This is a genomic window from Streptomyces litchfieldiae (genome assembly GCF_031845365.1).
In the GTDB taxonomy this organism is placed as follows: domain Bacteria; phylum Actinomycetota; class Actinomycetes; order Streptomycetales; family Streptomycetaceae; genus Streptomyces; species Streptomyces litchfieldiae.
On sequence record NZ_JAVREL010000004.1, the window covers coordinates 124,542 to 148,510 of the forward strand.

Consider the following 23,969-nt stretch of genomic DNA (forward strand, 5'->3'; position numbering starts at 1 on the left):
CCCAGCGCGAAGGGGCGGGCCCGCGCGGGCCCGCCCCTCGTCGGCGTCAGATCCGGCTCACGCCGGGTGCGCCTGGTGTCACTCGTCCGCGCCGGCACCCGCCGTCGCGGCCCTGCGGCGGACGAAGAACACCGCGCCGCCGCCGGCCACCAGCAGCGCCACCGCGATGCCGGCGATCATGCCCGGGTTGGTGCTGCTGCCCGTCTCGGCCAGGTCCGTGCCGTCGTCGGCCGGCTCGCCGCCCGAGCCACCGGTGGACGCCGGGGCCGGCTCGTTGTCGTCGACGTCGGCCGCGCAGTCCAGGGTGCCCGTGAAGCGCCAGGGCTCCTGGGTCTCGTCCGGGTGCGCGATCTCGATCTCGTACTCCTGGCCGTCCTGGACCGGGACGACCACGGACTCCGCGGTCTCCGGCGCGACCTCGATGGTCTCGCCGGCCAGTTCCAGCTCGAACGGAACGTCGCCGGTGTTGTTCACCGTCACCTGGACGCCGCCCTCGGCACAGATCTCCTCCGCGGTGACCGCGACGGAGGGCTGGCCCTCGGACGCCCAGTTGACGGAGGCGCTCGCGCTGACCGAGGACTCGGAGGAACCGGCCAGGATCAGGGTCTGCGTCACGGTGTCCACGCCGGTGAAGGCGCGGCCCACGGGGATCTGCGAGGTCGCCGTGGCGGTCAGCGAGGCGGTGCCGTCCTCGGCGTCGGCGGGCACCGAGAAGTACAGCTCGGTGCCGTCGGCGACCGGCTGGTCGTCGGTGACCCACTCGCCGTTGACGTCGACGATGGTCACGCCCTGCTCGGCGGCGGCCTCGTCCGGGGTGACGAACACGGACTCGGCGGTCGTGTCCACGGTCACCGGGCCGATGATCTGGCCGGGCTGGCCGGACACCTGGGCCGGGGAGAGCTGGAGGGAGGCGCCGGGCTCCGGCACGTCCTCGGCGCTGGAGAGCAGCCACTCGGTGAGGTGCGCGGCGTTCTCGTTCTCCGGCACGGCGTCCACGCCGTCGGAGAGTTCCCAGATCGCGGCCTGGGTGCCGGCCGCGGCCTGCTCCTTGGAGAGCGAGCCGTCGATGCCGGCGTTGGAGGCCAGGGTCATCTCGTCGACGGCCGGGTAGGAGTTCTGGAGGATCCAGTGGATCTTGCCCGCGTCGGGGTTGTTGTGCAGCGTGGAGGAGCCCCAGCCGGTCTCCCGGTACTGCGTGCCGTTCCGTGCGGGTGTGTTGAAGTCGATGCAGTAGGTCTGCAGGGCGCCGCCGTCGGCGGCGGCGAGGTTGAACAGGCCGCCCTCGATCGAGTGCTCCGTGCCGTCCGGCATCGTGACGTCGACCGTGCCGTGCGTCACCAGCCCTTCGAGGGTGGCGGTGGCGCCGCCGCTGCCCGGGCTGTCGTCGGCCGCTGCCGGGCCGGCGGCCGCGATCGAACCGGCGGCGAAGAGGCCGGCGGCGAAGGCGGTGGCCGCAAGGCGGGGGGCGACCCGCCTGCGCGCAGAAATCATGTGTGTGTCCCCTCCACGAGATCACAGGGCGCAGCAGCCGTATCGTCGGCCGCACGCTCATCAATATCCCCGTGCGTACGGTGGATCGTAGAGAGGCGAAGGGTCAATGTCCCCACCCAGCCCCCGACTTACACATTCCGAGGGCGAATCGTTACCTTGCGGCGCGGCCGCGTGCCCGGGAATTCCCGGACATTACTGGATGGTTGAGGAAACCCTCGGGGTACCGGACGGGGACGCCGCGATGACGTAACGCTCCCGCACCTCGCGGTAGCGCATGAGCTCGGCGGCCACCGGTTCGAGCACCTGGCTGTGCCCGCGGTCGGCCGCCAGCCGCCGCAGCCGCCACTCCTCCCGCTGTCCCCAGGCGGCGGCCGGGCCCCGGGCCGCGATGCGGCAGCCCCAGGCGAGCAGCGGGCCGCCGACCGAGCCGCCCAGCAGCAGCGCCAGCGGCAGCCAGCGCCCCACCACCGGCTGCCCGACGAACGCGGTCACCAGCCAGCACAGGCCGAGGAACTGGGCCGCCAGCAGCACCGCCTGCCCGGTCGCCGCCGCCGCCCACCAACGGGGGCGCGGCCGGGCGCCGGCCGGGTGCCGTTCCAGGTCGCTCTCCAGGGCGCGCGGCAGCCCCTCGGCGCCCTGCCGCGCGGCCTCCCGGACGGCCTTGGCCCAGGGCTCGGGCAGCCCGGCCGAGGCGTCCGCGGCGAGTTGCCGCACGGCCTGCTCCACGGCGGCCCGGGCGACGATGGGCGGGCTGGTGGCGCGCAGCCGCTTGGCGGCCAGCGCGGGCGGCTCTCCGCGGCGCTCCGCCTGGTGGGCGGCGAGCCGGCGCAGGAGCTGCGCCCAGGGCGTGCCGCAGGCCCGGTCGGCGCGGCGCAGCCAGCCGCGTTCGGCGGCCTGCCCGGCGGCCTGGGCGCCGACCGCGTCGGCCAGCCCGTCCTCGAACGCCTCCCGCACGGCCCCGGTCAGCCCGGCCGGGGCCTCGGCGCCGTCGGCGATGTAGACCGGCCCCAGCCGCCGGGCCACGCCGTCCACGTCGGCGGCCAGCCGCCGCGCGGCGGCGGTCCGGGCGGCCACCAATTCGCCGACCTGCTGGCGCAGTTCGGCCACGCCGTCGCCGGTGAGCGCGGACACGGCCAGCACGCCGGCGCCCGGCTCGCCGTGCTCGCCCAGCGCGACGCCGCGTTCGTCCAGCAGCCGGCGCAGATCGTCCAGCACGGCGTCCACGGCGTCGCCGGGCAGCCGGTCGATCTGGTTGAGCACGATGAGCGAGACGTCGGCGTGGCCGGCGAACGCGCGCAGGTAGCGCTCGTGCAGCACCGCGTCCGCGTACTTCTCGGGGTCCACCACCCAGATGACGGCGTCCACCAGGTTGAGCAGCCGGTCCACCTGGTCGCGGTGGGCGGTGTCCACCGAGTCGTGGTCGGGCAGGTCCAGCAGGATCAGCCCGCGCAGCCCGGTGTCCACGGCGTGCGCCCGGCGGCGGGCCCGGGCCGGGATGCCGAGCCGTTCCAGCAGGCCGTCCGGCGGCTGCTGGTCGCGCCCGGCGTCCCAGGTGCACGCCACGGCGGTGGCGGTCGTCGGGCGGCGCACGCCCGCCTCGGAGAGCTGGGCGCCGGCCAGCGCGTTGAACAGCGTGGACTTGCCGCTGCCGGTGGCCCCGGCGATGGCCACGGTGGTGTAGGTGCGCGGCAGCCGCTCGCGGGCGGCGGCCTCGTCCAGGACCCGGCCGGCCTCGGCGAGGACCTGGTCGTCCAGCCGGGTGCGGGAGAGCCCGACCAGCTCCCGCAGCGCCCCGAGCCGGACCCGCAGGGCGCCGTCGTCCCCGGTCAGCGTCTCCGTCATGGTGTTCTCCTCAAGCCTGCTGGGCGTGCACGGTGGACAGCGCGGCGATGAGCTCGACCTGGGGCTCGGCGGTGATGGCGAGGCGGTGCAACGGGGCGCCGCGGCGTTCCCGTTCGGCGGCGAGCGCCCGGTCCACGCAGCGGCGCAGCTCCTGCTCGCCCTGGTCGCGCACGCGCGAGGCGTACCGGGGGCCGAGGACGCCGGCCAGGGACTGCTGGGCGACGGTGCCGGTCTTGCCGCCGAACAGCGCGGCCATCAGCAGCGCCGCCGTCTCGCCGTCGTCGCACTGCTCGCCGCGCAGGCCCGCGGCGGCCCGGGCCTCCTCCGCCAGCTCCTCCAGACAGCGCCGCAGCCGCCGCACCAGCACCCCGGCGCGTTCGCGCACGGCCTCGGCGGTGTCCGTGCCGCCCTCGGGCGCGCCGGGCTCGCGCCGCCAGGCCGCGTCGGCCTGTTCGTCGGCGGCCGAGACGGCCTCGACGAGCAGGTCGGTGAGCGCCTGGGTCAGCGACTCCTGCACCTCCTCGGCGCTGGCGTCCTCGGGGAACGCCAGCCAGTGCGCCCGGGCCTGACCCGTCAGCAGCCCGCCGCCGGTCAGGCAGGCGCGGACGCGGCGGTCGGCCTCGGCGTAGGCGTCGGCGAGCCGCTGGTCGAGGCGGACTGCGGTGGCGTACTGGGCGGCGCACGCGCCGGCGAGGTCGGCGACCCGGGCGCGCAGCGAGGCGACGGTCCCGGCGGCGGTGCGGGCGGCGGCCATGGTCCGCGCCTGCGGGTCCTGGGCGCGGCGGCCGAGCCACTCCCGCAGCCCGGCGACGGCGCTGGCGGGCAGGAGCCCGGATCCGCCGACGGATTCCGGGAGTTCGGGCACGGTGAACCGGGGGATCCCGCCGAGCCCGGCCCGTTCCAGCAGGGCGTCGTAGTGCCGCGACACCTCGGCGGCGATCTGGTGCGGCACCCGGTCCAGCACGGTGGCGAGGGTGACGTCGTACTCCTGCGCGCTGCGCAGCAGGTGCCAGGGAACGGCGTCGGCGTACCGGGCCGCGGTGGTGACGAGCACCCAGATGTCGGCGGCGCAGATGAGATCGGCGGCCAGGTCGCGGTTGCCGGCGACCAGGGAGTCGATGTCCGGGGCGTCGACCAGGGCGAGTCCGGCGGGCACCGCCCGGGTGGTGACGACGGCGAGCGCCGGCTGCCCGTCGCTCTCCTGCCGGGGCCCGACGACCCGTCCGAGCTGCGGCAGCACCCGTCGCCCGCTGAACCACCGCTGGTCGTCGGGATGGCACACGAGAACGGGCATCCTGGTGGTCGGCCGCAGCACCCCGGCCTCGGTGACGCGGCGTCCGACGAGCGAGTTCACGAGCGTGGACTTCCCCGCCCCGGTGGACCCCCCGACGACGGCGAGCAGCGGCGCCTCCGGCTGCCGCAGCCGGGGCAGCAGGTACCCGTCCACCTGGGCCAGCAACTCGGCGCACGAACGCCGGGCCCGTTCGGCCCCGGGCACATCGAGCGGGAAGCGCGCGGCAGCGAGACACTCCCGCAGGAGGGTCAGTGCGTCCAGCAGCTCGGGCCGTGCGTCCAAGATCGCCACATGCGCAGAATGCCTAATTTCGAGCGGTTTCAAAAGCATATTCCGCCGAACGCGCCCCAAACCAGACAGCCATCTCCGCGGCCCCGGCATAACGAGTGCGCAACACCCCTCGCGGGAGCCACCAAAACCGCTGCGCACATCGCACTCGCCTGCGATTATCGGGGCTGCTTCACTGGATCTCCACACAAGGGTGTTGCCGTGAAGCAACCGGGACGAACCCCTCGAAGCTCTATCCTGTGCGCGGCGAGGTCACCGAGGGGGCACCGTCCCACGCCACGACCATGACCGGCCCCCGTAGCTCAGCGGATAGAGCAGGTGCCTTCTAAGCACTTGGCCGCAGGTTCGAGTCCTGCCGGGGGCACAAGATCACCGATGGCTCGGCGTCCCCCTTTTCCGCAGGTCAGCGGCCGTGTCGAGGGCGTCGGACTCGACGGGTGGCATGCCCAGCGTTTCCCGGCGCGGGACCGGCTAGGGCCGGTTGGTACCGGGTTTTTGCGGGTGGCTGCGGTGAATACACGGAGAAGTTTTCCTGCGCCGCCCCCTCGGCTGGCTCGAGCGAGGTGAGGTCCTGGGCGGCCTCGATGCGCTTCTGAAGGTCCTTGAGCTGTCCGGAGAGGCAGCGGGTGTAGGCGGCCAGCAGGACCGGGACGCTGTTGCCGGCCCACTCGGCGACCTGGGCGGGCGGGACGCCGTTGTTCAGCCAGGTAGTAAGGCAGGTGTGACGCAGGTCATAGACCCGGCGCCCCAGCGGGGAGTCGAACTCGGCTTCGGTGAGTTCACTCTTCCGGGCTGCGGTCCAGGCCCGGCGGATCACCGAGCCGGCCAGGGCGCCCCCGTTCTCGCCCTGGAACAGGAGGTCGCCAGGCTTGAGACGCTTCCGTTCGACGTGCTCGCGCAGAATCTTCACCAGCGCCGGGTGGCAGGGCACCGGCCGGGTCTCCCCCGCGGCCCTGCCCTTCAGGTGCCGCTTGTCATGGGTGTGGCCGGAGTCGGTCCACTGTTTGCCCACTTCGGGAGTGGCCGTGTGGAGTGGCAGTTCACCCCACTGGTCCTCGGCCTCCTCGTCGGGCAGCCGGATGTCGCTCACCCTTATGGCCACGACTTCTTCCGGCCGGGCCCCGGCGTAGTACAAGGTCGCGAAGAAGGCGTGAAGCCGCTCGCCACCCCGCGGCCGGCGGCGGATCCGGCCCAGCAGCCGCGCCGCCTGGTGGGGGTTGATCAGGCACCGCTTGTCCACGGCTGTGGAGGTCTTGGGACTGGTGCCCCGCCCCTTGGGCAGCGGGTTGCTCAGCAGGACGCGCCGGCGGACGGCGTGCTCCAGCGCGACGTTGAGGATGCGGCGGACGCGCTTGACCGTCGATGCGGCGACGGGTGTGCCGTCGAGCTTCAGGGCGATCGCGGCCAGCACGTCGCCCCGGCTTTGTCAGGGCCGCTTGCCACCCTCCCCGGCACCTCCCTGGTCAGGCTGCCCCCAGCTTCACCGCCCTGCTGCGACAGGACGGCGGCGAAGGTCTCTCGCCTCCACACGATCAATCAGCGCCTCACGGCGCACCTGCCACAGGTGGAAGCGGTCAGCGACCTGGAGGGCCTGCGGGGCGGCGGTGCGGGCCGCGTCCGCGTAGGCGCCCGCCCGGTCCGGCAGATGACCTCGATCCCGGAGTGCCGGGCCAACCAGGGCTTCAGGGTCTCGGTGTCGCGTTCGGGCAGTAGGTCCAGGACCTGGTGGGTCAGGGCGTCGATCACGACGGTGCCGTAGTTGTGCCCGCGTCGCAGTGCGAAGTCGTCCACGCCGACCGCCCGCGGTTGTGTCGGCGGCGGGTCGGCCAACTCCATCACCCGACGCAGGAGCGTGCTGCGGCTGACCGCGATGCCCATGCGCTTCGCGAGCCGGGCTCCGGCCAGGCCGGCCAGGGCCAGGCCGATCGCGCTCATCGCCGAGCGAAGCCGTTCGGTGGCCTCCCGTGGCGGCGGGTCAACCCTGGGACCGGCTCGGCGAACGTCCGGCGCGGGCACGACGGGGAGGCGCACCAGAACCGACGGACGCGCAAGGTCAGGACCGCCCCGCCGTCCCCCGCTCGGCAGGTCCGCTGGAAAGCGCAGGTACGCGCTGTGGACTCGTTCCGGCCCGTCGCCGCAGTCTGGACATGGCGCGCCAGCCACCGTGCACTGGGCTTCGACGCGTATCGCCTCGCCGTCAGCCTCGACGGACACGACCGCGCCCCCGGGGATCGACGGCAACAACTCTTGCAACTGGCGGAACATCTGGCTCACGGCGACCGAAGGTCAGCCACACCAACCGATCGAGGGACGAAATCAAGGCGACTTCCGCAATGCCCCAATCGAGGAGATCAGCTACAACGCGTAGCTGCCGCACGGAACTTGAGCCAGAGCCCCAGCGAACCTGTCGCAAACAGCCGTGACGGCCCGCGCCGCTTTTCCGTCACCCGCCGGGAGGCCCTGGCGGCGCTGCGCCGGTTCACCGAGCACCGGCTCGCCGGGGTCGGACCGTACGAGGACGCGATGCTCGCCGCCGACCCGGTGATGAGCCACAGCCTGCTGCCGTCCTCCCTCAACCTCGGCCTGCTCCACCCCGCCGAGTGCGTCGCCGCCGCCGGGGATGCCTGGTGTGCGGGCCTGGCGCCCGTCAACAGCGTCGAGGGATTCGTTCGGCAGATCGCGGGCTGGCGCGAATACGTGTGGCAGTTCTGTTGGTACTTCGGCGACGACTACCGCAACCGCAACGCCCTGCGCCATCACGCGCCGCTGCCCGAATGGTTCCGCGAGCTCGACGCGGACACCGTCACCTCCCGCTGCCTGGCCACCGTCCTCGCCCAGGTGCGTGACACCGGCTGGACGCACCACATCCCGCGGCTGATGGTGCTCGGCAGCTTCGCCCTGCAAAGGGGCTGGGACCCGCGCGAGGTGACCGACTGGTTCCACCGCTCCTTCGTCGACGGATACGACTGGGTGATGCTGCCCAACGTCACCGGCGTGTCTCAGTACGCGGACGGCGGCCGGACGACCACCAAGCCGTACACCTCGGGCGGGGCCCACATCCACCGCATAAGCGACCTGTGCGCCGCCCGCGACTACCGCCCCTCGGACCGCACCGGGCGGCCCGCCTGTCCATACACCACCGGCTACTGGTCCTGCACCCACCGCCACCGATCCTTGCTCGCCGGCGACCCGCGCACCGCACGCACGGTGGCGGGCCTGGACCGGCTCGGCGACCTGCGTGAGGTGCTGCGCACCGACCGTCGGTGGGACACGGGGCCGCCCTCCCCGTCGCCGCCGCGCCGCGCCGCGGCGGGGCCGCCGCCCGGCCCCGGGCGAGGCGCGTTGGGACGCGGCCGCCGTTGGCCGCGCCTGGGTGCGAGCTGCTCTCGCACCGCCCGTCACGTTCCTCGGCCTCGGCCTGGCACTGCGGGTCATACGAAAGCAGACCCCGGGCCGCACGGCCGGGTGCGCCCGTCGGCCCGGCAGGGCCCCGGGGCGGCTCGCCTCACCGGCCGCCCCCGGCGCGCGTCGCCCACCGCAGGAACGCCCCGCGCCCCCGGCCGGGCACCGTCCACAGGGCGTGTCCCCGCAGCCCCCACCGACGCAGCAGGGTGTTGGCAGCGAGGAAGCCGCTGGTGGCCGCTCGTTCCATCAACGCCACCGGCAGGCCGGTGCGGACCGCATCTCCCGCGACGACCAGGCCGGGCGTGGGAGTGCCCACCGTTGGCCGGTCCCGGTACCCACCAACCGGGAACAGGGGGCAGTCGGCCCGCCATTCGTGGCGTTCGTCGACGACGCGCGCACGGGACGTCTCCGGGTACAGGCGGTGCAGTTCGCCCAGCAGCCCCCGCCGCGTCGCCGCCCGGTCGGCGTCCCGGGGCAGGGCGTAGGCGTGCAGTTCCACGACCGAGCCGCCGGTGCGGGCGGCCCAGCGGGCTGCCTCGCCCTCCCAGCGACTGAGCACGCTGACGTTGTCCAGGGCTCCGTATCCGCTGGTGCCGAGGAAGCCGGGCCGGTTCGCGCGCACGGGTTTGTCCAGCCACAGGCGGGAGACCAGGAAGGGCGGGGCGGTGCGCAGCCGTGCCACGCGCTCACGCCACTCGGTGTCGCCAAGCCCGCCGGAACGGGCGACCAGCGAGCGCAGCGCCGCCGGGTCGAGGGCGAGCACCACGGCATCGTACGGCTCCTCTCCTCGTGTGGCGGCCACGGTGAAGCCGCCCGCGGACAGGACCGACACCACCTCCACCGCGCTCCGGGTGCGCACCCGCGCGCCGAGCCGGCACAAACGTCCGGCAAGCGGATCCCACAGCGCCTGGGGAAACGGCTCCCGGGGCACGTCGAACAGCAGGCCCTCGGCCGAGCCCAGGAAGTAGATGTGGAACATCAGTGCCATCTCCGCGGCCGACAGCCGCCGGGGATCCGCGAAGAAGCTGCGGGAAAACACCTCGAAGGCCAGGTGCCGCGCCGCCGCGGGGAAGCGGATCGCCTCCAGGAAGTCGTACGCGCTGACGTGGTCGAGCCGGTCGTACACCTCCGGCACCCGCACATCCAGCAGCGGCAGCGCCGCATGAGGATCAATCCGGGTCAGGGCGCGCAGGGAGAACGACTCGCTCAGCGCCACGAACCCGAGCGCACTCAGCGGCGGTGTGCGCGGCACGTGCCGGAAGCTGTCCTGCCGGCCACTGCCGTGGCGCAAGGGGTAGTCGGGCAGGCCCCTCAGGCGGGCCAGAACCGGGTCGGTGCGGCGCAGCAGAGCCCGCAGGTTGTAGTACTGCCGGAAGAAGGCGTGGAAGCCACGGCTCATCGTCACCGGCGTACCGTCGGCCAGCAGCGTGGGCCATCCGGCCAGCCGTCCGCCGAGTTGCGCTTCGCGCTCGTACAGCGTGACCCGGACGCCGCGTTCAGCCAGCGCTGTGGCCGCGGTCAGTCCGGCGATACCACCTCCGACGACCGCCACGCGCGGCGCACCGGAATCCTCGGCGCGTTCGGCGCCGGGCGGTGCGGGCAGCAACCGGGCCAGCCGGTCCCGGCCGGGGCGGGGTGTGCGGGCCGCGAGACCCGGGAAACGGCGCAGGCCGGTCATTCCCCCGCCTCCCCTCCGCCGGCCGATGGGCGCCGGGCGACGACGGTGTGCGTGATGCCCGTCTGCCAGCCCGGCAGCGGCAGCACCCGCACCTGCTCGAACCCGGCGCGCCGCGCACGCTCCCCGAGCTGCGCGGCCGTGTCGAAGGTGACGACACTGCGCCACAGGTGCCGGTAGAGCGGTCCGTCGCCGAGCAGCGTCGCGACCGGCAGGACGAGTCCCCCGCACACGGCGCGCCACACCGCCCGGTGCGCCGCTCGCCCGCTCAGCGCGTACTCGTGCACCGCCAGCCGGCCGTGCGGCGCGAGCAGCCGCAACACGGAAGCGAGCACGGCGTCCGGGTCGGCGGTGTTGCGCAGCAGGTACGCGGCGAAGACCGCGTCGAACGGGCCGCGTACGTCGGCTTCGGCCAGGCGTTCCACCGGAGCGTGCACGAACCGCACGGGCCGGGGCCACGGTCGGCGGGCCGCGCGGCGCAGTATGCCGACCGAGGCGTCCACGGCGGTGATGTCCGCGCCGGGCAGCACGGTGGCCAGGGCCGCCGTCGAGGCGCCCGTGCCGCACCCGAGATCGAGCACGCTCAGGCCCGCACCGCCGCGGAGCAGGCCAAGGCGCCGGGCGGAGCGGCGCAGGTGGGCGTGGTAGCCGGGATTGGCCGCCACCAGTGTGTCGTAGCTGCGGGCGGCGTGGTCGAACGCGGTGGCCAGGTCGGCGTCGCGCAGCAGGGGCATGCCGTCTCCGTAAGGGGTCGTGGTGTGGGTCAGGTGGGGGGAGCGCTCCGCCGCGGCACGAACGGCAGGGTGAGAGCGGAGCCGAGCATCGCGGTGACGGGCACGTGCAGGCCGACGGACAGGTCCTCCGGCAGGCTGGTGCCGCCGTCCAGGAAGCGCAGCAGGCGAGGCGCGGGGACGCGGGCGAACAGGCGGGTGAAGAAGGCCGGACCGTCCACCCGGCCTCGGTCGAGGGCGTGCAGCAGCACGGCGTCCATGAGCCGGGAGCGGGCGGAATGGGCGCGCGGGGGAAGGGGTCGGTGGCCTGCGTGCAGCGCGGCGGCCACGGCGCGGGTCTGGCGCTGAACGGCGCTGAAGGTGTAGCCCGTCGCGGGCCGCGTGGCCCCGGCCGCGGCCCCGATCCGGAACACGGACGCGGCAGTTTGCCGAGGGAAGTCCGCGTCCGTCATGGGGATCACGCCCTGCTCGCAAGCGGTGACCTCGTGCTCGTGGACACCCAGGATTCGGGTGGTGTAGTGCCGCAGTGCCCGGTCGTACCCGTCCCGGCCGAGCACGCGACGGGAGAACTCCGTGTACTCGACCAGTGCGTCGTGCGGACTGGTCGGCAGGACGTAGCCGAACGACAGGCCGTGCGCGGGCTGGGGGGTGCGGAAGTCCATCAGCTCCACGGTGGCGGGATCGAACACCGGCCGGCGGGTGCGGACGAACCAGCCGCGGAAGTGCTGGAGCAGCGTCGTGCGGGCCGGTGGCAGACGCGCGGGCGGCCGGGAGTCGAACACCCATCTGGCGCGGACGGTCACCCGGCCGCCGTCGGCCAGGCGGGCGTGCACCAGGGCGCCACCCGGCGCGGACTCCACCCGCTCCGCGACGGCCTCGACGCGTGTCACGCACGAGCCCGCCCCGATGTCCCGGCGGGCCCGTGCCTCGAAGGCGTCGGAGCGCAGCATCTTGTAGCGCAGCGGTGCGATGGCGGCATCCACCGCCCAGCCGTCGCCGGAGCGCACCCGCAGCCGCTGCCAGGTGGCCGTCAGCACCTCGTCGTACGGCCCCGTCCCCGCCTCCCAGTAACACCAGGTGCGTCGCGCGGCGCGGAACGGACCCGGCGGTGCCGCCAGCAGCACCGCCGTCACCCGGCGCCCGGCCGCGGGCGGCCGAGCCAGCCGCAGGGCCAGCGACAGCCCCGCGGCCCCGGCGCCCACGACGGCGACTTCCGACTCCATGTCCACGGCGAGCTCCTCCCGGGTCTGCTGATCCGGCCAGTCTTCCGGTCCGCCGGCCGCGGCGGACGCAGCCGGAAGCGTGTCGTGCGGATGGGTGCCTGTCGCGTCGGCACGTCCGCCGAACGGTGCATCCGGTGAGGCGCTTCCGCGTGAAATGTGTCCTGGTGAACCGTGAAGGGCGGAACGTGTGCTGATGAATCGTGAAGCACCGCGTACGAAGGACGCGTGAAGCACCGGGCGCTCAGCCCGGCTTCCTCGACTGGCGAGAGGACCGTGATGCGCTCCACCCAGGCGATCGGCCGTCCAACGGCAGACCCGCAGCACAGGCCGCCCGGCGGGCCGGTCGGCCACCAGGAGATCGGGGAACCGGTCGGCACGGCCGATGGCGGTCGGAGTTCCCGCGCTGCCGCGGACGCCCCGTCCCGGCCGGCCCGCAGCGGCTGCGCGCTCGTCGTGGACGACGACGTGCCGGGCGCCGTCGGCCGGGAACTCCACGAACTGCTCACCGGCGTCCTCGCCGGCTGCCGAGGGCTGAGCACGGTGTTCGCCCACGACATCGCCGAGCGGGTCGCCCGCTTCGCCCAGCGCGGCGGGCGCCGCGTTCGGGCCCGGCTCGTGTGGTGGTCCCTACGGTCCTGCGGCGGCGGGGACCCTGCCCAGGTGCGCGCGGCGTTGCGCACGGCGGCGGCGCTCGAACTGATCCAGACCTGTGCCCTGGTCCACGACGACCTGATGGACCAGGCGCCCACCCGCCGTGGCAGCCCTGCGCTGCACGCCGACGTGGAGCGGCAGTACTCGGATACGGCACCCCGGCCCGTCGCACGCCGGCTCGGCGCGTCGGCCGCCGTGCTCGCCGGCGACCTCGCGCTGGCCTGGGCGGACGACGCGCTGACCGGCCTGGTGCTGGACTCCGGGCTGCCGCCCGGCACCGCGCACCGGCTGAACGACGTGTGGCGCACCCTGCGCACGGAGATGGTGGCGGGGCAGTACCTCGACGTTCAGGGGCAGGCCACCTCCGTCCCCGCTCCGGCACGGACGCTCCGCGCCGCCTGCCTCAAGAGCGCCCGGTACACCGTGGAGCGGCCACTGGAGCTCGGTGCGGTCCTCGCCGGCGCCGACGCGGCCACCACGCGCACGCTGTGCCGCGCCGGACGCTGCGCGGGTCTGGCCTTCCAGCTACGGGACGATGTGAACGACCTCTTCGCCGACCCTCATGTCACCGGCAAACCGGCTGGCGGGGACGTACGCGAGGGCAAACCCACCTACCTGCTGGCCGTGGCCCGTGCCCTCGCCACCGCCTCCGGCGATCTGTCCGCGCTCGGCCTGCTGGAGCGCGCGGTAGGCCGCGCGAACCTCCCCGAGGGTGCGCTGGCCGAGGTGCGGGACATCGTCGTCGCCACCGGCGCCCGCGACACGGTGGAGGCGAAGATCGCGCAGCTCGCCGGGCGGTGCCTGCACCACCTCGGCAAGGTGCCCCTGGAACCGCGTGCGGCGGCCCGGCTACGCGCCGTCCTGGCCGAGATCACCGGCACGCCGGGTCGGCTGCCCGCGCCCGCCGGCCTGCCGCTCGGCGCCGCCCTGACCGGCGCGGAAACGGAGGCGGACGGGTGACCGGAACGGTGACGGGCTCCACCGACCACGTGGTGGTGGTCGGCGCGGGACTGGCCGGCCTGTCCGCCACCCTGCACCTGCTCGGCGCGGGCCGCCGGGTCACGGTGGTCGAGCGTGACGCGCGACCCGGCGGACGGGCCGGGCGTCTCTCGCTCGGCGGCTACCTGATCGACACCGGGCCCACCGTGCTCACCATGCCGGACATCGCCGAGGAGGCGTTCGCCGCGGTCGGCGAGTCGCTGCGCGACCGCGTCGAGCTGATCGCGCTGCATCCCGCGTACCGGGCATGCTTCGCCGACGGCAGCGCCCTCGACGTGCACACCGGCGCGGAGGCGATGGAGGCGGAGATCGAACGGTTCGCCGGGCCCGCCGACGCGGCGGGCTACCGCCGCCTGCGCCACTGGCTGGGGCGGCTGTACCGGGCCGAGGCAGACCGGTTCCTCGACGCCGACTTCGACTCGCCGCTTCAGCTTCTCACCCCGGACCTGGCCCGCCTCGCCGCGCTCGGCGGCTTCGGCCGCTGGGAGGCGCGCATCGGCCGCCACTTGCGCGACGAGCGACTGCGCCGGGTCTTCTCCTTCCAGGCCCTGTACGCCGGCGTGCGGCCCGAGCGGGCTCTGGCCGCCTACGCCGTGATCGCCTACATGGACACCGTCGCCGGGGTGTACTTCCCGCGCGGCGGCATGCACGCCCTGCCGCAGGCGATGGCCGATGCCGCCGAGGCGGCCGGGGCGGAGTTCCACTACGGGCAGCGGGTCACCCGTCTGGAACGTGCCGGCGAGCGGGTCACTGCCGTGGTGACCGAGGCGGAGCGCTTCGCCTGTGACGCCGTCGTCCTCACCCCCGACCTGCCGATGACGTACCTGCTGCTGGACCGAGCCCCGCGCCGCCCGGCACGTCTCAGATATGCCCCGTCGGCAGTGATCCTGCACGTCGGCTGCGACCGCACCTGGCCGGAACTCGCCCATCACACCCTCTCCTTCGGCGGCGCCTGGCGGCGCACCTTCCATGAGCTCACCCGTACCGGCGAGCTGATGAGCGACCCCAGCCTGCTGATCACCCGGCCCACCGCCACCGACCCCGCCCTGGCCCCGCCCGGCCGGCACCTGCACTACGTCCTCGCGCCCTGTCCCAACACCGACATCGGGCCCGGCGCCGCCGACTGGCACGACCTCGCCCCGCGCTATCGCGACAGCCTGCTGCGCGAACTCGACCGCCGGGGCCTGGCGGGCATCGCGTCGGCCATCGAAGAGGAGATCCTGGTGACCCCCGCCGACTGGACCGGGCAGGGACACGCCGCGGGCACACCCTTCTCGGCCGCGCACACCTTCGCCCAGACCGGCCCGTTCCGCCCCCGGAATCTGGTGCGCGGCATCACCAACGCCGTCCTCGCAGGCTGCGGCACCACGCCCGGCGTCGGAGTGCCGCCCGTGCTGCTGTCAGGCAAGCTGGCGGCCGCCCGCATCACCGGCCGGCGTCACCGTGCCGCGTCCGGCAGGCCAGTCGGCCGGGCGGCGCAAGGAGTACGGCCGTGACCGCCCGCGAGCTGGACGCCGCCGGCATCACCGGCCCCCGCCTGCGCGCCGCCTACACGCACTGCCGAGAACTCAACGCCCGGCACGGCCGCACCTACTTCCTCGCGACCCGCCTGCTGCCTCCCGGACGGCGCCCCGCCGTGCACGCCCTGTACGGCTTCGCCCGGTGGGCCGACGAGATCGTCGACGCGCCGGGAGGCGACCCCGGCGGACGTGCTGACGGCGAAGCGGCCCTCAGGGCCGCCGCCCTGGACCGGCTGAGTGACGACCTCGCCCGGGGCCTGGCGGGCAAAAAGGCCGTCGCGCCGGTGGTTGCCGCCCTCGCGGACACCACCCGCCGCTACGCCATCGACCACCGCCACTTCACCGACTTCCTCACCTCCATGCGCAGCGACCTGACGGTCACCGAGTACGCCTGCTACGACGAGTTGCGCGTCTACATGCACGGCTCGGCCGCGGTGATCGGTCTGCAGATGCTGCCGGTCCTCGGAACCGTGGTGCCCCCCGAGGAGGCGGCTCCGTACGCGGCCGAGCTGGGCGTGGCCTTCCAGCTCACCAACTTCCTGCGGGACGTGGGGGACGACCTCGACCGCGGCCGCGTCTACCTCCCCCGCGACGTACTCGCGGCGCACGGCGTCGACCACGAACTGCTCCGCCACAGCCGGGACACCGGCCGCACCGACAGCCGGGTCACCGCGGCGCTGCGCGCGTTCGAGGCCCTCGCCCGTGCCGCCTACCAGCGTGCGGCGCCCGGTGTGCTGATGCTCGACCCCGTCGCCCGGCCGTGCGTCCGCACGGCGTTCGTGCTGTACGGCGGCATCCTGGACGCGGTCGCCGCCGACGGCTGGGCACTGCACCGCCGCGCCGTGGTACCCCGGCGGCGCCGCGCGCTCGTCGCCGCCGACGGCCTGCTGCGGGTGGCCGCGGCCCGCCTCCGCGCCCGTCGCGGGAGCACACCCGCCCCACCACGACCCCGCATCCCCTCCCACCCGAAGGCGGCTTCCCACGATGAAATCAAGCGGACACAGTGTCAGGAGACGCCTCCCGGCAGCACCGGTCACGGATCGGAGCTCACAGGGCGTTGACGCGCCGGAGGGCGGGCACGGGGACGGCCTGGGAGTGGCTCTCCCGCCCCGGCGCGGACCCATCCCCCTGCGCCTGCGCCGCGCCCCGGTCGCCTGGGAGCGCCAGCGTGCCATGTGGCGCGATGCCCGGCCCACGCTGATCGCCGGCGCGCTCGAACGAGCGCGGGCCCGGCCGAGCGGCAACTGGTACGTCGTCGGCGCTTCCCGGGGCTTGCGCACGGACCGGCCGCTGGCCCGGACCATCGCGAACCAGGAGGTCGTGCTCTGGCGCGACGCGCGAGGCCGCCTGGTGGCCGGGCCCGGCGTCTGCCCCCACCTGGGCGCGCCCCTGCGCGACAGCCCGATCCGCTGCGGCACCCTGGTGTGCCGCTGGCATGGGCTCACCCTCGACGGAAAGCCGTTCGCCGGATGGGAGCCCTGGCCCGCCCACGACGACGGGGTGCTGCTGTGGGTGCGGCTTGACCACGCCGGAGGCGAGGAGCCCACCAACCGGCCATCGGTGCCGGCCCGTCCCGACACAGCCGACGCGCTGGTGACGGTGTACACCGGGGTCGGCGTCTGCGAACCGGACGACGTGATCGCCAACCGTCTCGATCCCTGGCACGGGGCATGGTTCCATCCGCACTCGTTCGTCGACCTCACGGTCGTGGACACTCCCGGCCCGCGGGAGGAGGAGGACGCCTTCACGGTCGACGTCTCCTTCAGAGTCGCCGGGCGGCTTGTCGTCCCCGTTCGCGCGGTGTTCACCGCCCCCGGACCGCGCATCGTCGTGATGCGGATCACCCACGGCGAGGGCGAGGGGTCCGTCGTGGAGACCCACGCCACACCACTGGGACGCGACGCCCTGGGCAGGCCGCGTACCGCGGTGGTGGAGGCCGTCGTGGCCTCCACCACACGGCCCGGGTTCACCCTGGCCCGCCGTGCTGCCCCCGTGTTGCGCCCGCTGATCCGGTACGCCGCGGGCCGCCTGTGGCGCGACGATCTGGCTTACGCCGAACGGCGCTGGGCGCTGCGTTCCACGGGACGTTTCCCGGGCTGAGGGGCCAGCGCCGGGGCGGCCTCGGTGGTGACCTGCACATCCACTGGCTGCGGCGGCGACACGGTCAAGGTCAGCCTCACGGGCGTCCATCTCGGCCAGGCACTGGTCGCCATCCTGGCCGTGCTGGTCATCGGCGGGGAGTACGGCTCGGGCATGGTCCGCACCACCCTGACGGCGGTGCCGCGGCGAGCCACCGTCCTCGCGGCCAAGGCCATCACCGTCAGCGGCGTCGTGGCCGTCGCCGGGACCGTTGCCGTCCTCGGGCCGCTGCTCACCGGGCGGCTCCTCCTGCCCGGCCCCGCTGACCAGGCCCTGTCCCCGGCCGACGGGCCGACGCTGCGCGCGGTCGTCGGGTCGGTCCTCTACCTGGTGCTGATCGCCCTGCTCGGCCTCGGTGTCGCGACCGCCGTGCGGGACTCCGCCACCGGCATCGGGGTTGTCCTCGGCCTGCTCTACATCGTTCCCATCGTCTCCCTGACCATCGGCGATCCGCACTGGCAGCGCCTGCTCCAGAAGGTGGCGCCGATGAGCGCCGGACTCGCCGTCCAGGCCACCACCGATCTCGGCAGCCTGCCCATCGGCCCCTGGGCCGGCCTCGGCGTGACCGCCGGGTGGGCCGCCGCGGCGCTGTTGGCCGGCGGCCTGCTGCTGCGCGGGCGCGATGTCTGAACGCCCTCCCCGGCCGGTCGGCTCCGCCCGCCGCGGCCAAGACCTGACCGCCAGGTGTCCCCCTGCGGGCGGCCAACTAGACTCGACGGCCGTGGCGGACACCCAGTACGAAGACCTGTTGCGGCTGGTGCTCACCTCCGGAACGGCCAAGGCCGACCGGACGGGCACCGGCACCCGCAGTGTCTTCGGGCACCAACTGCGCTACGACCTCTCGCGGGGGTTCCCGCTGATCACCACCAAAAAGGTGCATCTCAAGTCCGTCGTGTACGAGCTGCTGTGGTTCCTGCGAGGCGACTCGAACGTCCGCTGGCTCCAGGAGCACGGCATCACCATCTGGGACGAGTGGGCCGACGCGAACGGCGAACTCGGTCCCGTTTACGGCGCACAGTGGCGCTCCTGGCCCGCTCCGGACGGCAGGCACATCGATCAGATCCGCGAGGTGCTCGACACGCTGCGCCGGGACCCGGACTCCCGCCGGATGATCGTCTCCGCCTGGAACGTCGCCGAGTTGCCCGAGATGGCTCTCGCGCCGTGTCACGCCCTCTTCCAGTTCCACGTCGCCGACGGCAGGCTCTCCTGCCAGCTCTACCAGCGCAGCGCGGACCTGTTCCTCGGTGTCCCGTTCAACATCGCCGGCTACGCCCTGCTCACGCACATGGTGGCGCAGCAAGTCGGCCTCGAACCGGGTGACTTCATCTGGACCGGCGGCGACTGCCACATCTATGACAATCACGTCGAGCAGGTGACCGAGCAGCTCTCGCGCACCCCGTTCGCGTTCCCGAGGCTGCGCCTGCGCCGAGCCGACTCGCTTTTCGCGTACGCCTACTCCGATGTGGAAGTGCTCGGCTACCAACACCACCCGGCCATCAAGGCCCCGGTCGCGGTGTGAACGTCGGGCTGATCTGGGCGCAGACCCGCGACGGCGTGATCGGCGCGGGCAACGCCATTCCGTGGCACCTGCCCGAGGACATGGCGCACTTCAAGGCAACCACCCTCGGCCATCCGGTGGTGATGGGGCGCAAGACGTGGGATTCGCTGCCGCCGCGATTCCGCCCGCTGCCCGGCAGGCGCAACATCGTGGTGACTCGTGATCCCCAGTGGACGGCCGATGGCGCCGAACGTGCCGGGTCCATCGCCCAGGCCCTGGACCTCGCGGCCCAGCCGCCGGAGTCGGCCGCCCCTGTCACGGCATGGGTGATCGGCGGCGGGGAAATCTACCGGGCCGCCCTGGGATACGCCACGGCGCTCTCGGTGACCGAGATCGACTCGGCGGTGGCCGGCGACACCTACGCCCCGACACCGGACCCGACGTGGAAAGTCGCCGAGGACAGGGGCTGGCAGTCCTCCGCGTCCGGACTGCGCTACCGCATCCGCGGATACACCCGGTGACACTCGCCGCCGCTGCCGTGCCCCTCGTTCTCCTCGGCCGGACCCGACAGGCCCGCTCGGCGCAGGTCAACCGCTGTCGCCGATTCCGCCATCCGGCGGCGGCCCCCGGGGAGCCGCCGCCAGGTGCGCGTCGCCGGGCCTACATGTGGATGACCGGGGCGGCGCTGTCGTCCTGTTCGGGGACGCCTCGCCGGTACAGCAGGCAGCAGGCGAGGAGTCCGACGGCGAAGAAGACGGCCGACCAGGTGCAGGCGGCGGAGTAGCTCTCCAGGGACGCCTGGGCGAGGACCGCGGGGTCCTGGGGGTTCTTGCCGGCCAGGTGGTCGGTGGCCGCGCTGGAGGCGAAGGTCGTCAGCAGGGCCGTGCCGATGGAACCGCCGACCTGCTGCATCGTGTTGACGGTGGCGGAGGCGACGCCGGCGTCGTGCGCGGCCACGCCCCTCACGGGACACCGAACGGCTGGACTATCTCTGCCAGCGTTACATCGAGCCGACCCTGGCCACCATCGCGCCCAGCGTCGAGATCCGGTCGCATGCCCCCGGTGCCCATGGAGATCTGCTTCTTCGCGATCATTCCCCCCCCCCATGGCGGGGCTGACTCAGGACCCACCCGCCCAACGCCTGGGCCGCCCGGCGAACATCTCGCGCGAGGAACGCCTGCGCAGGGCGGACACCCCGGCCACATTGATCGTGGACGGCCTCCTGGCACCGGGCGGCGCCCACCGCCGATGACCCACTTCGCCGCGGCGGCTCGGCGGGATCGCCAACCAGGGCCGAATAGGGCCTGGTTGAGTGCTGTGAGGCGGCGGAAGATGGCCCTGTGACGGACAACGTCTCGAACGGGTTACCGCGCCCTCCCCCATCGGATTGACATGAAGGTGAGTATTCATGCCTGCCGCCTCCCCGCTGGTGCTGGTTCACGGCTTCTGGCACGGCTCCTGGTGCTGGAGCGAGGTCACCCTCCACCTGGCCGCCGCCGGTCGCGCGGCCGTCGCGGTGGACCTGGCGGGGCACGGGCTGTACGCCCGCCGTCCGGCATGGTTCACCGGGCGGGCCTCGCACCACTCCGAGGCGGTCACCACGGAGGTCTCGCCTTTGGCGGACGTGAGCCTCGATGACGCCGCCGCGTTGCTGACCTCGCAGATCAAGCGGATCGGCGGCGAACCGGTCACGGTGGTCGCCCACAGCGCGGCCGGCCCCGTACTGACGCGGGTGGCCCAGCAGACGCCCCAACTGATCGCGCGCGCCGTGTACTTGACGGCCTACATGCCGGCATCCGACGTGCCGGCCGCGGCCTACACGCGACTGCCCGAGGCCGCGGGCGACCGCGTCGCGCCGTTACTGAAGGGCGACTCGGCGCGGATAGGGGCGCTGCGGCTGGACTTCGCCACGGACGACGCCGCCTATCGGCGGGCGCTCCACGAGGCGTTCTACGGTGACGTGGACCCGGCGCTCGCCGAGGCCGCCACCGGCCTGCTGACGCCCGACGGCCCGCTCGGCATCATGGCCGGCACCACGACCCTGACCCCCGACGGCTGGGGATCGGTGCCGCGCACCTACCTCACCTGCACCGGGGACATGGCGATCTGGCCCGCCGTGCAGGCGAAGTTCATCGCCGAGGCCGACGCGGCATTCCCCGACAACCCGACCTCCGTCGTCGCGCTGGACGCCTCCCACTCGCCGTTCCTCTCCATTCCCGACGAAGTGGCCGCCGTCCTCGCCGCACTTGACTGACACGAGGCGGACCTCACCGGTATCGTGGCCGATGAGTGTCATCGCGTCGTGGGGGGGTCGTGCATGGCGGCGGAGAACATCGACGAAGTGGTGGACGGACTCGCCGAGATCGTGCGCGACGCCGGCCGCGCGGGTGACCGCGTCGGGTACTTCGCGGCGCTGTACCGACAGGTGACCGTCGAGGTCCGGACGGCCATTCACAACGGGTTGTTCGACGACGGCGCGCGCATGGACCGGTTCGACACGCTGTTCGGCAACCGCTACTTCGACGCGTACGACGCCTGGCGGCGCGACCGGGGCGGACCGCGTTGCTGGCGCGAGGCGTTCGGGCTGCTCGACGACTCCGACACCGTCATCGTTCAGCACCTGATCCTCGGCGTGAACGCGCACATCAACCTCGACCTGGCGATCGCCGCCGCCCGGACCAGCCCGGGCGAGGCGATCCACGAGCTGCGGCGCGACTTCCTGCTGATCAACGACATCCTGGCGCGCGTGGTCCTGGCCGTGCAGGACTCCGTCGGTGCCATATCGCCGTTCCTGTCACTGCTGGACCAGGTCGGCGGCCGCACCGACGAGCGGATCCTGGACTTCAGCATCCGTCAGTCCCGGCAGGAAGCCTGGTACAACGCCGTCCTGCTCGCCGGCCAGCACGGCACGGAGCGCGAGGCCACCATCGAACGGCTCGACGTCCGGGCCGCCGTGCTCGCACGCCTGATAGCGCGCCCCGGTGGCCTGGTGCGGCCGGCCCTGCATCTGATCGGCGGCAGCGAGAGCGACGACGTGCAGGCCGTCATCACGCATCTGGACCGCGCCATGGAGCAACGCCCCGCCCGGCAGGGGACGGACGAGCCCCGCTAGAACGGCCGCGGCCCCGGCCCTTCCTGTCCCGCCACCGGGGCGGCCTGGCGGTGCGCTCCGGAGCCGACCGGCTCGCCGTCGCCCACCGCCCCGGAGCCGCGGGAATCCGCGCCGACAGCCACACCGTCCCCATCACCCGAGGAACTGCCGCGACTGGGCATAGGGGACTCCACCATCTGGGAATCCACCCGTCCCGACGACCGCGAACTGCGAACCCGGATGGCGATCACCAACCTCGGGGACAACGACGGCGTCTTCCTCCCCTCGGGGGACCGGCTGAAGATGTCCCAGATCGTGTTGCCCGACAGCGACATCTGAGGCACGCTCACTCAGCCTCCGGCACCCGGCACCCGGCCCGGGTCCGCGCTACTCGACGTCCCACCGCTGGTTGGATCCGCCGTTGCAGGTCCACAGGACCACTTGAGTGCCGTTGGCGGTACCGGCGTTGTACGCGTCCAGGCACAGGCCGGACCGGGTGCTGGTGATCGTGCCGTTCGCGTTGACGTTCCACTGCTGGTTCGAGCCGCCGTGGCAGTCCCAGATGATGGCCCGCGTTCCGGGAGAAGTACCCAAGGCCTCGGCGTCCAGGCACTTGCCGCCGTACACCCGCAGTTCCCCGGCACTGGTGTGTGTCCACTGCTGGTTGGGCTGGCCCGAACAGTCCCGGAGCTGGACCTGGGTGCCGTTGGTCTGCGAACTGTTCGGCACGTCCAGGCAGCGGCCGGACTGTTCACCCACGAGCGGTCCCCCGTCCGGCGGCGGGGGCGTCGACCCGTCGGGCACGTACGGGCAGGTGTTCCGGTAGCGGGAGACGCCGGTGGAGTCGGCCAGCGACGGGCACAGGAACTGGGTGTAGCGGGTGTCGTTGTCGATGAATGTCTTGAGCCAGGGGATCATGCGGCGTGTCACCTGGGAGTTGCCCCAGGTGGGGAATCCGTGGCCGCCGCTGGAGAGTTCGACGAAGGCGCCCTCGGTGGTGGCGGGCAGGGTGGCGTAGAGCTGGTCGAGCGCGGCCGGTGTGACGGTGCCGTCGTCACGGGCGCCCATGATCATCGTCGGCACCTGGACGCCGGAGAGGTTCTGGGAGAACGAGGCGGGCGCGAACGGGACGGCCGCCTGCAGCGAGGGCCGCCGCGTCGCCGCGCTGATGGCGCCGCCGCCGCCCATGGAGTGGCCGATCACGCCCAGCCGGTTGGGGTCGACCCGGTCGCGCACCGGGCTTCGCTGGGTCAAGTAGTCCAGCGCCGCTAGGAGTTGGGTGCCGCGGGCGGTGTCCCAGTCGGTGGGGCTGTTGGTGTCGATGCCGATGACGACAAACCCGAACGAGGCGAGCCAGGGCCCCATCCAGGCGCCTTCGGCCGCCCAGCTCGCGGTGTATCCGGGCACGACGGCGACCGCGCCCCAGGTGCCCAGACTGGTGTCGGTGGGGTAGTAGATCCGCCCGCCGTTGAAGCCGTTGCCCGGCGGCACACTGATCTCCGCGGTGGCGAACGTACCGCGCGAGGCGGCGACGCTGCTCACCGTGGGATCCGGGCCCCGCTGATAGGACTCCTGCTGCGCGAAGTCCTGCCGGGCGGAGTCCTGCTGGGCGGACGCCGGCGGGATCGCGATCAGGGTGCCGATCAGGCCGATCAGGGTGACGACGAGCGCGGCCAGGGTGCTCCTGCGCCGGGGTCTGGCCCGGGGAGAGGCCCCCGGGGCCTGGGTGACGGGTGATCGCATGGTCGTGCTCCTCCTCATGTGGTGCGCCCGCTGCGCGTCGGAGCAGCGGACGAGGCCCGCGACAGGATGCGCTCATGACAAGTTCTCCGCTGCGCGGCTCGTGGCACCGCGTCGGAGAGTGGCGTCACTCTTTGGTTTCCGTTGATTTTCGGGGACCTTACTGAGGCACCCCCGAGCGCGGAAGCCATCAACTCCGCCAGGTTCCCGGGGGATTGAGCCAGCCATCTGACCTGCTCCGATGCGGCCACGAGCCCGCTCCGCCCCAGGTGACGCATACCGCCCCACTGGCTTGAATCCGTTACCGCGGAGCCGACCGGGGCATGACCGGACGATCAGAACCCACTTGATCAAACTATTTGCCACACGAAGTCCCTGCACG

General features: G+C 73.4%; 19 protein-coding genes, 1 tRNA gene and 2 pseudogenes. 12 read left to right on the forward strand and 10 right to left on the reverse strand.

Annotated elements, in window-relative coordinates:
• Window positions 1-78 precede the first annotated feature (78 nt).
• From RM590_RS09285 to RM590_RS09295, 3 genes are all read right to left on the reverse strand, one after another.
• On the reverse strand, window positions 79-1,491 hold the full coding sequence (locus RM590_RS09285) for a thioester domain-containing protein (RefSeq protein WP_311703948.1): 1,413 nt from the start codon (window positions 1,489-1,491) through the stop codon (window positions 79-81).
• A 192-nt stretch (window positions 1,492-1,683) separates the two neighbouring features.
• Window positions 1,684-3,333 (reverse strand): GTPase, encoded by a 1,650-nt coding sequence (locus tag RM590_RS09290; protein WP_311703949.1) that lies wholly within the window; start codon window positions 3,331-3,333, stop codon window positions 1,684-1,686.
• 10 nt (window positions 3,334-3,343) lie between these two features.
• Window positions 3,344-4,957: a dynamin family protein gene (locus RM590_RS09295; protein ID WP_311703950.1), complete on the reverse strand. Its 1,614-nt coding sequence runs from the start codon at window positions 4,955-4,957 to the stop codon at window positions 3,344-3,346.
• Window positions 4,958-5,206: 249 nt separating this feature from the next.
• On the opposite strand from RM590_RS09295, the gene RM590_RS09300 reads away from it, so the two are divergent.
• A tRNA-Arg gene (locus tag RM590_RS09300) sits at window positions 5,207-5,279 on the forward strand.
• 39 nt (window positions 5,280-5,318) lie between these two features.
• On the opposite strand, the gene RM590_RS09305 is transcribed toward RM590_RS09300, so the two are convergent.
• Both RM590_RS09305 and RM590_RS09310 read right to left on the reverse strand, forming a co-directional pair.
• Window positions 5,319-6,326 (reverse strand): tyrosine-type recombinase/integrase, encoded by a 1,008-nt coding sequence (locus RM590_RS09305; protein WP_311703951.1) that lies wholly within the window; start codon window positions 6,324-6,326, stop codon window positions 5,319-5,321.
• Between the two features lie 125 nt (window positions 6,327-6,451).
• Window positions 6,452-6,850: a transposase gene (locus RM590_RS09310; protein WP_311703952.1), complete on the reverse strand. Its 399-nt coding sequence runs from the start codon at window positions 6,848-6,850 to the stop codon at window positions 6,452-6,454.
• 480 nt (window positions 6,851-7,330) lie between these two features.
• On the opposite strand from RM590_RS09310, the pseudogene RM590_RS09315 reads away from it, so the two are divergent.
• Window positions 7,331-8,197 (forward strand): annotated as a pseudogene (locus RM590_RS09315) (cryptochrome/photolyase family protein); the annotation flags it as partial.
• A gap of 223 nt (window positions 8,198-8,420) precedes the next feature.
• Here the strand turns inward: RM590_RS09315 and RM590_RS09320 are convergent.
• From RM590_RS09320 to RM590_RS09330, 3 genes are read right to left on the reverse strand one after another with little or no spacing between them, the layout of a single operon-like run.
• A complete protein-coding gene (locus tag RM590_RS09320) occupies window positions 8,421-9,998 on the reverse strand; it encodes an FAD-dependent oxidoreductase (protein ID WP_311703953.1) in 1,578 nt (525 codons plus the stop codon).
• Window positions 9,995-10,729, reverse strand: coding sequence for a methyltransferase domain-containing protein (locus RM590_RS09325; RefSeq protein WP_311703954.1), 735 nt, complete (start codon window positions 10,727-10,729; stop codon window positions 9,995-9,997). The genes RM590_RS09320 and RM590_RS09325 overlap by 4 nt, the downstream gene beginning before the upstream one ends.
• A 29-nt stretch (window positions 10,730-10,758) precedes the next feature.
• Entirely contained in the window at window positions 10,759-11,949 is a 1,191-nt protein-coding gene (locus tag RM590_RS09330) for a lycopene cyclase family protein (RefSeq protein ID WP_311703955.1), read from the reverse strand.
• Between the two features lie 276 nt (window positions 11,950-12,225).
• Here RM590_RS09330 and RM590_RS09335 point away from each other — a divergent pair, with 276 nt between their 5' ends.
• The 7 genes from RM590_RS09335 (at window position 12,226) to RM590_RS09365 (ending at window position 19,277) form a co-directional block, all read left to right on the forward strand.
• On the forward strand, window positions 12,226-13,560 hold the full coding sequence (locus RM590_RS09335; protein ID WP_311703956.1) for a polyprenyl synthetase family protein: 1,335 nt from the start codon (window positions 12,226-12,228) through the stop codon (window positions 13,558-13,560).
• On the forward strand, window positions 13,557-15,095 hold the full coding sequence (gene crtI, locus RM590_RS09340) for a phytoene desaturase family protein (protein ID WP_311703957.1): 1,539 nt from the start codon (window positions 13,557-13,559) through the stop codon (window positions 15,093-15,095). Before RM590_RS09335 ends, crtI begins: the two co-directional genes overlap by 4 nt.
• Entirely contained in the window at window positions 15,092-16,180 is a 1,089-nt protein-coding gene (locus RM590_RS09345) for a phytoene/squalene synthase family protein (protein WP_311703958.1), read from the forward strand. The genes crtI and RM590_RS09345 overlap by 4 nt, the downstream gene beginning before the upstream one ends.
• A 34-nt stretch (window positions 16,181-16,214) precedes the next feature.
• On the forward strand, window positions 16,215-17,219 hold the full coding sequence (locus tag RM590_RS09350) for a DUF5914 domain-containing protein (RefSeq protein ID WP_311703959.1): 1,005 nt from the start codon (window positions 16,215-16,217) through the stop codon (window positions 17,217-17,219).
• 27 nt (window positions 17,220-17,246) lie between these two features.
• Complete coding sequence (locus RM590_RS09355; protein ID WP_311703960.1) at window positions 17,247-17,888, forward strand: ABC transporter permease subunit; 642 nt, start codon at window positions 17,247-17,249, stop codon at window positions 17,886-17,888.
• 91 nt (window positions 17,889-17,979) lie between these two features.
• Window positions 17,980-18,777 carry a thymidylate synthase gene (locus RM590_RS09360; protein WP_311703961.1) on the forward strand — a complete coding sequence of 266 codons (798 nt, stop codon included), beginning with the start codon at window positions 17,980-17,982 and terminating at the stop codon, window positions 18,775-18,777.
• A complete protein-coding gene (locus RM590_RS09365; RefSeq protein WP_311703962.1) occupies window positions 18,774-19,277 on the forward strand; it encodes a dihydrofolate reductase in 504 nt (167 codons plus the stop codon). Before RM590_RS09360 ends, RM590_RS09365 begins: the two co-directional genes overlap by 4 nt.
• 139 nt (window positions 19,278-19,416) lie before the next feature.
• On the opposite strand, the pseudogene RM590_RS09370 reads toward RM590_RS09365, so the two are convergent.
• Window positions 19,417-19,719: pseudogene (locus RM590_RS09370) on the reverse strand (MFS transporter); the annotation flags it as partial.
• A gap of 142 nt (window positions 19,720-19,861) precedes the next feature.
• Here RM590_RS09370 and RM590_RS09375 point away from each other — a divergent pair.
• The 3 genes from RM590_RS09375 (at window position 19,862) to RM590_RS09385 (ending at window position 21,868) form a co-directional block, all read left to right on the forward strand.
• Complete coding sequence (locus RM590_RS09375) at window positions 19,862-20,008, forward strand: hypothetical protein (protein ID WP_311703963.1); 147 nt, start codon at window positions 19,862-19,864, stop codon at window positions 20,006-20,008.
• A gap of 156 nt (window positions 20,009-20,164) precedes the next feature.
• Complete coding sequence (locus RM590_RS09380; RefSeq protein WP_311703964.1) at window positions 20,165-21,010, forward strand: alpha/beta fold hydrolase; 846 nt, start codon at window positions 20,165-20,167, stop codon at window positions 21,008-21,010.
• 63 nt (window positions 21,011-21,073) lie between these two features.
• Window positions 21,074-21,868 (forward strand): DUF5995 family protein, encoded by a 795-nt coding sequence (locus RM590_RS09385; RefSeq protein WP_311703965.1) that lies wholly within the window; start codon window positions 21,074-21,076, stop codon window positions 21,866-21,868.
• Between the two features lie 366 nt (window positions 21,869-22,234).
• Here RM590_RS09385 and RM590_RS09390 read toward each other — a convergent pair whose 3' ends face one another.
• Entirely contained in the window at window positions 22,235-23,590 is a 1,356-nt protein-coding gene (locus tag RM590_RS09390; RefSeq protein ID WP_311703966.1) for a poly(ethylene terephthalate) hydrolase family protein, read from the reverse strand.
• Between the last annotated feature and the right edge of the window lie 379 nt (window positions 23,591-23,969).

Bases quoted from the DNA above. Each gene is read 5' to 3' on its own strand.
- RM590_RS09290 (WP_311703949.1), bottom strand. From the start codon at position 3,333: ATGACGGAGACGCTGACCGGGGACGACGGCGCCCTGCGGGTCCGGCTC.
- RM590_RS09380 (WP_311703964.1), top strand. From the start codon at position 20,165: ATGCCTGCCGCCTCCCCGCTGGTGCTGGTTCACGGCTTCTGGCACGGC.
- RM590_RS09325 (WP_311703954.1), bottom strand. From the start codon at position 10,729: ATGCCCCTGCTGCGCGACGCCGACCTGGCCACCGCGTTCGACCACGCC.
- RM590_RS09375 (WP_311703963.1), top strand. From the start codon at position 19,862: ATGGCGGGGCTGACTCAGGACCCACCCGCCCAACGCCTGGGCCGCCCG.
- RM590_RS09390 (WP_311703966.1), bottom strand. From the start codon at position 23,590: ATGCGATCACCCGTCACCCAGGCCCCGGGGGCCTCTCCCCGGGCCAGA.
- RM590_RS09320 (WP_311703953.1), bottom strand. From the start codon at position 9,998: ATGACCGGCCTGCGCCGTTTCCCGGGTCTCGCGGCCCGCACACCCCGC.
- RM590_RS09310 (WP_311703952.1), bottom strand. From the start codon at position 6,850: ATGAGCGCGATCGGCCTGGCCCTGGCCGGCCTGGCCGGAGCCCGGCTC.
- RM590_RS09385 (WP_311703965.1), top strand. From the start codon at position 21,074: ATGGCGGCGGAGAACATCGACGAAGTGGTGGACGGACTCGCCGAGATC.
- RM590_RS09295 (WP_311703950.1), bottom strand. From the start codon at position 4,957: ATGCTTTTGAAACCGCTCGAAATTAGGCATTCTGCGCATGTGGCGATC.
- RM590_RS09285 (WP_311703948.1), bottom strand. From the start codon at position 1,491: ATGATTTCTGCGCGCAGGCGGGTCGCCCCCCGCCTTGCGGCCACCGCC.
- RM590_RS09335 (WP_311703956.1), top strand. From the start codon at position 12,226: ATGCGCTCCACCCAGGCGATCGGCCGTCCAACGGCAGACCCGCAGCAC.
- RM590_RS09330 (WP_311703955.1), bottom strand. From the start codon at position 11,949: ATGGAGTCGGAAGTCGCCGTCGTGGGCGCCGGGGCCGCGGGGCTGTCG.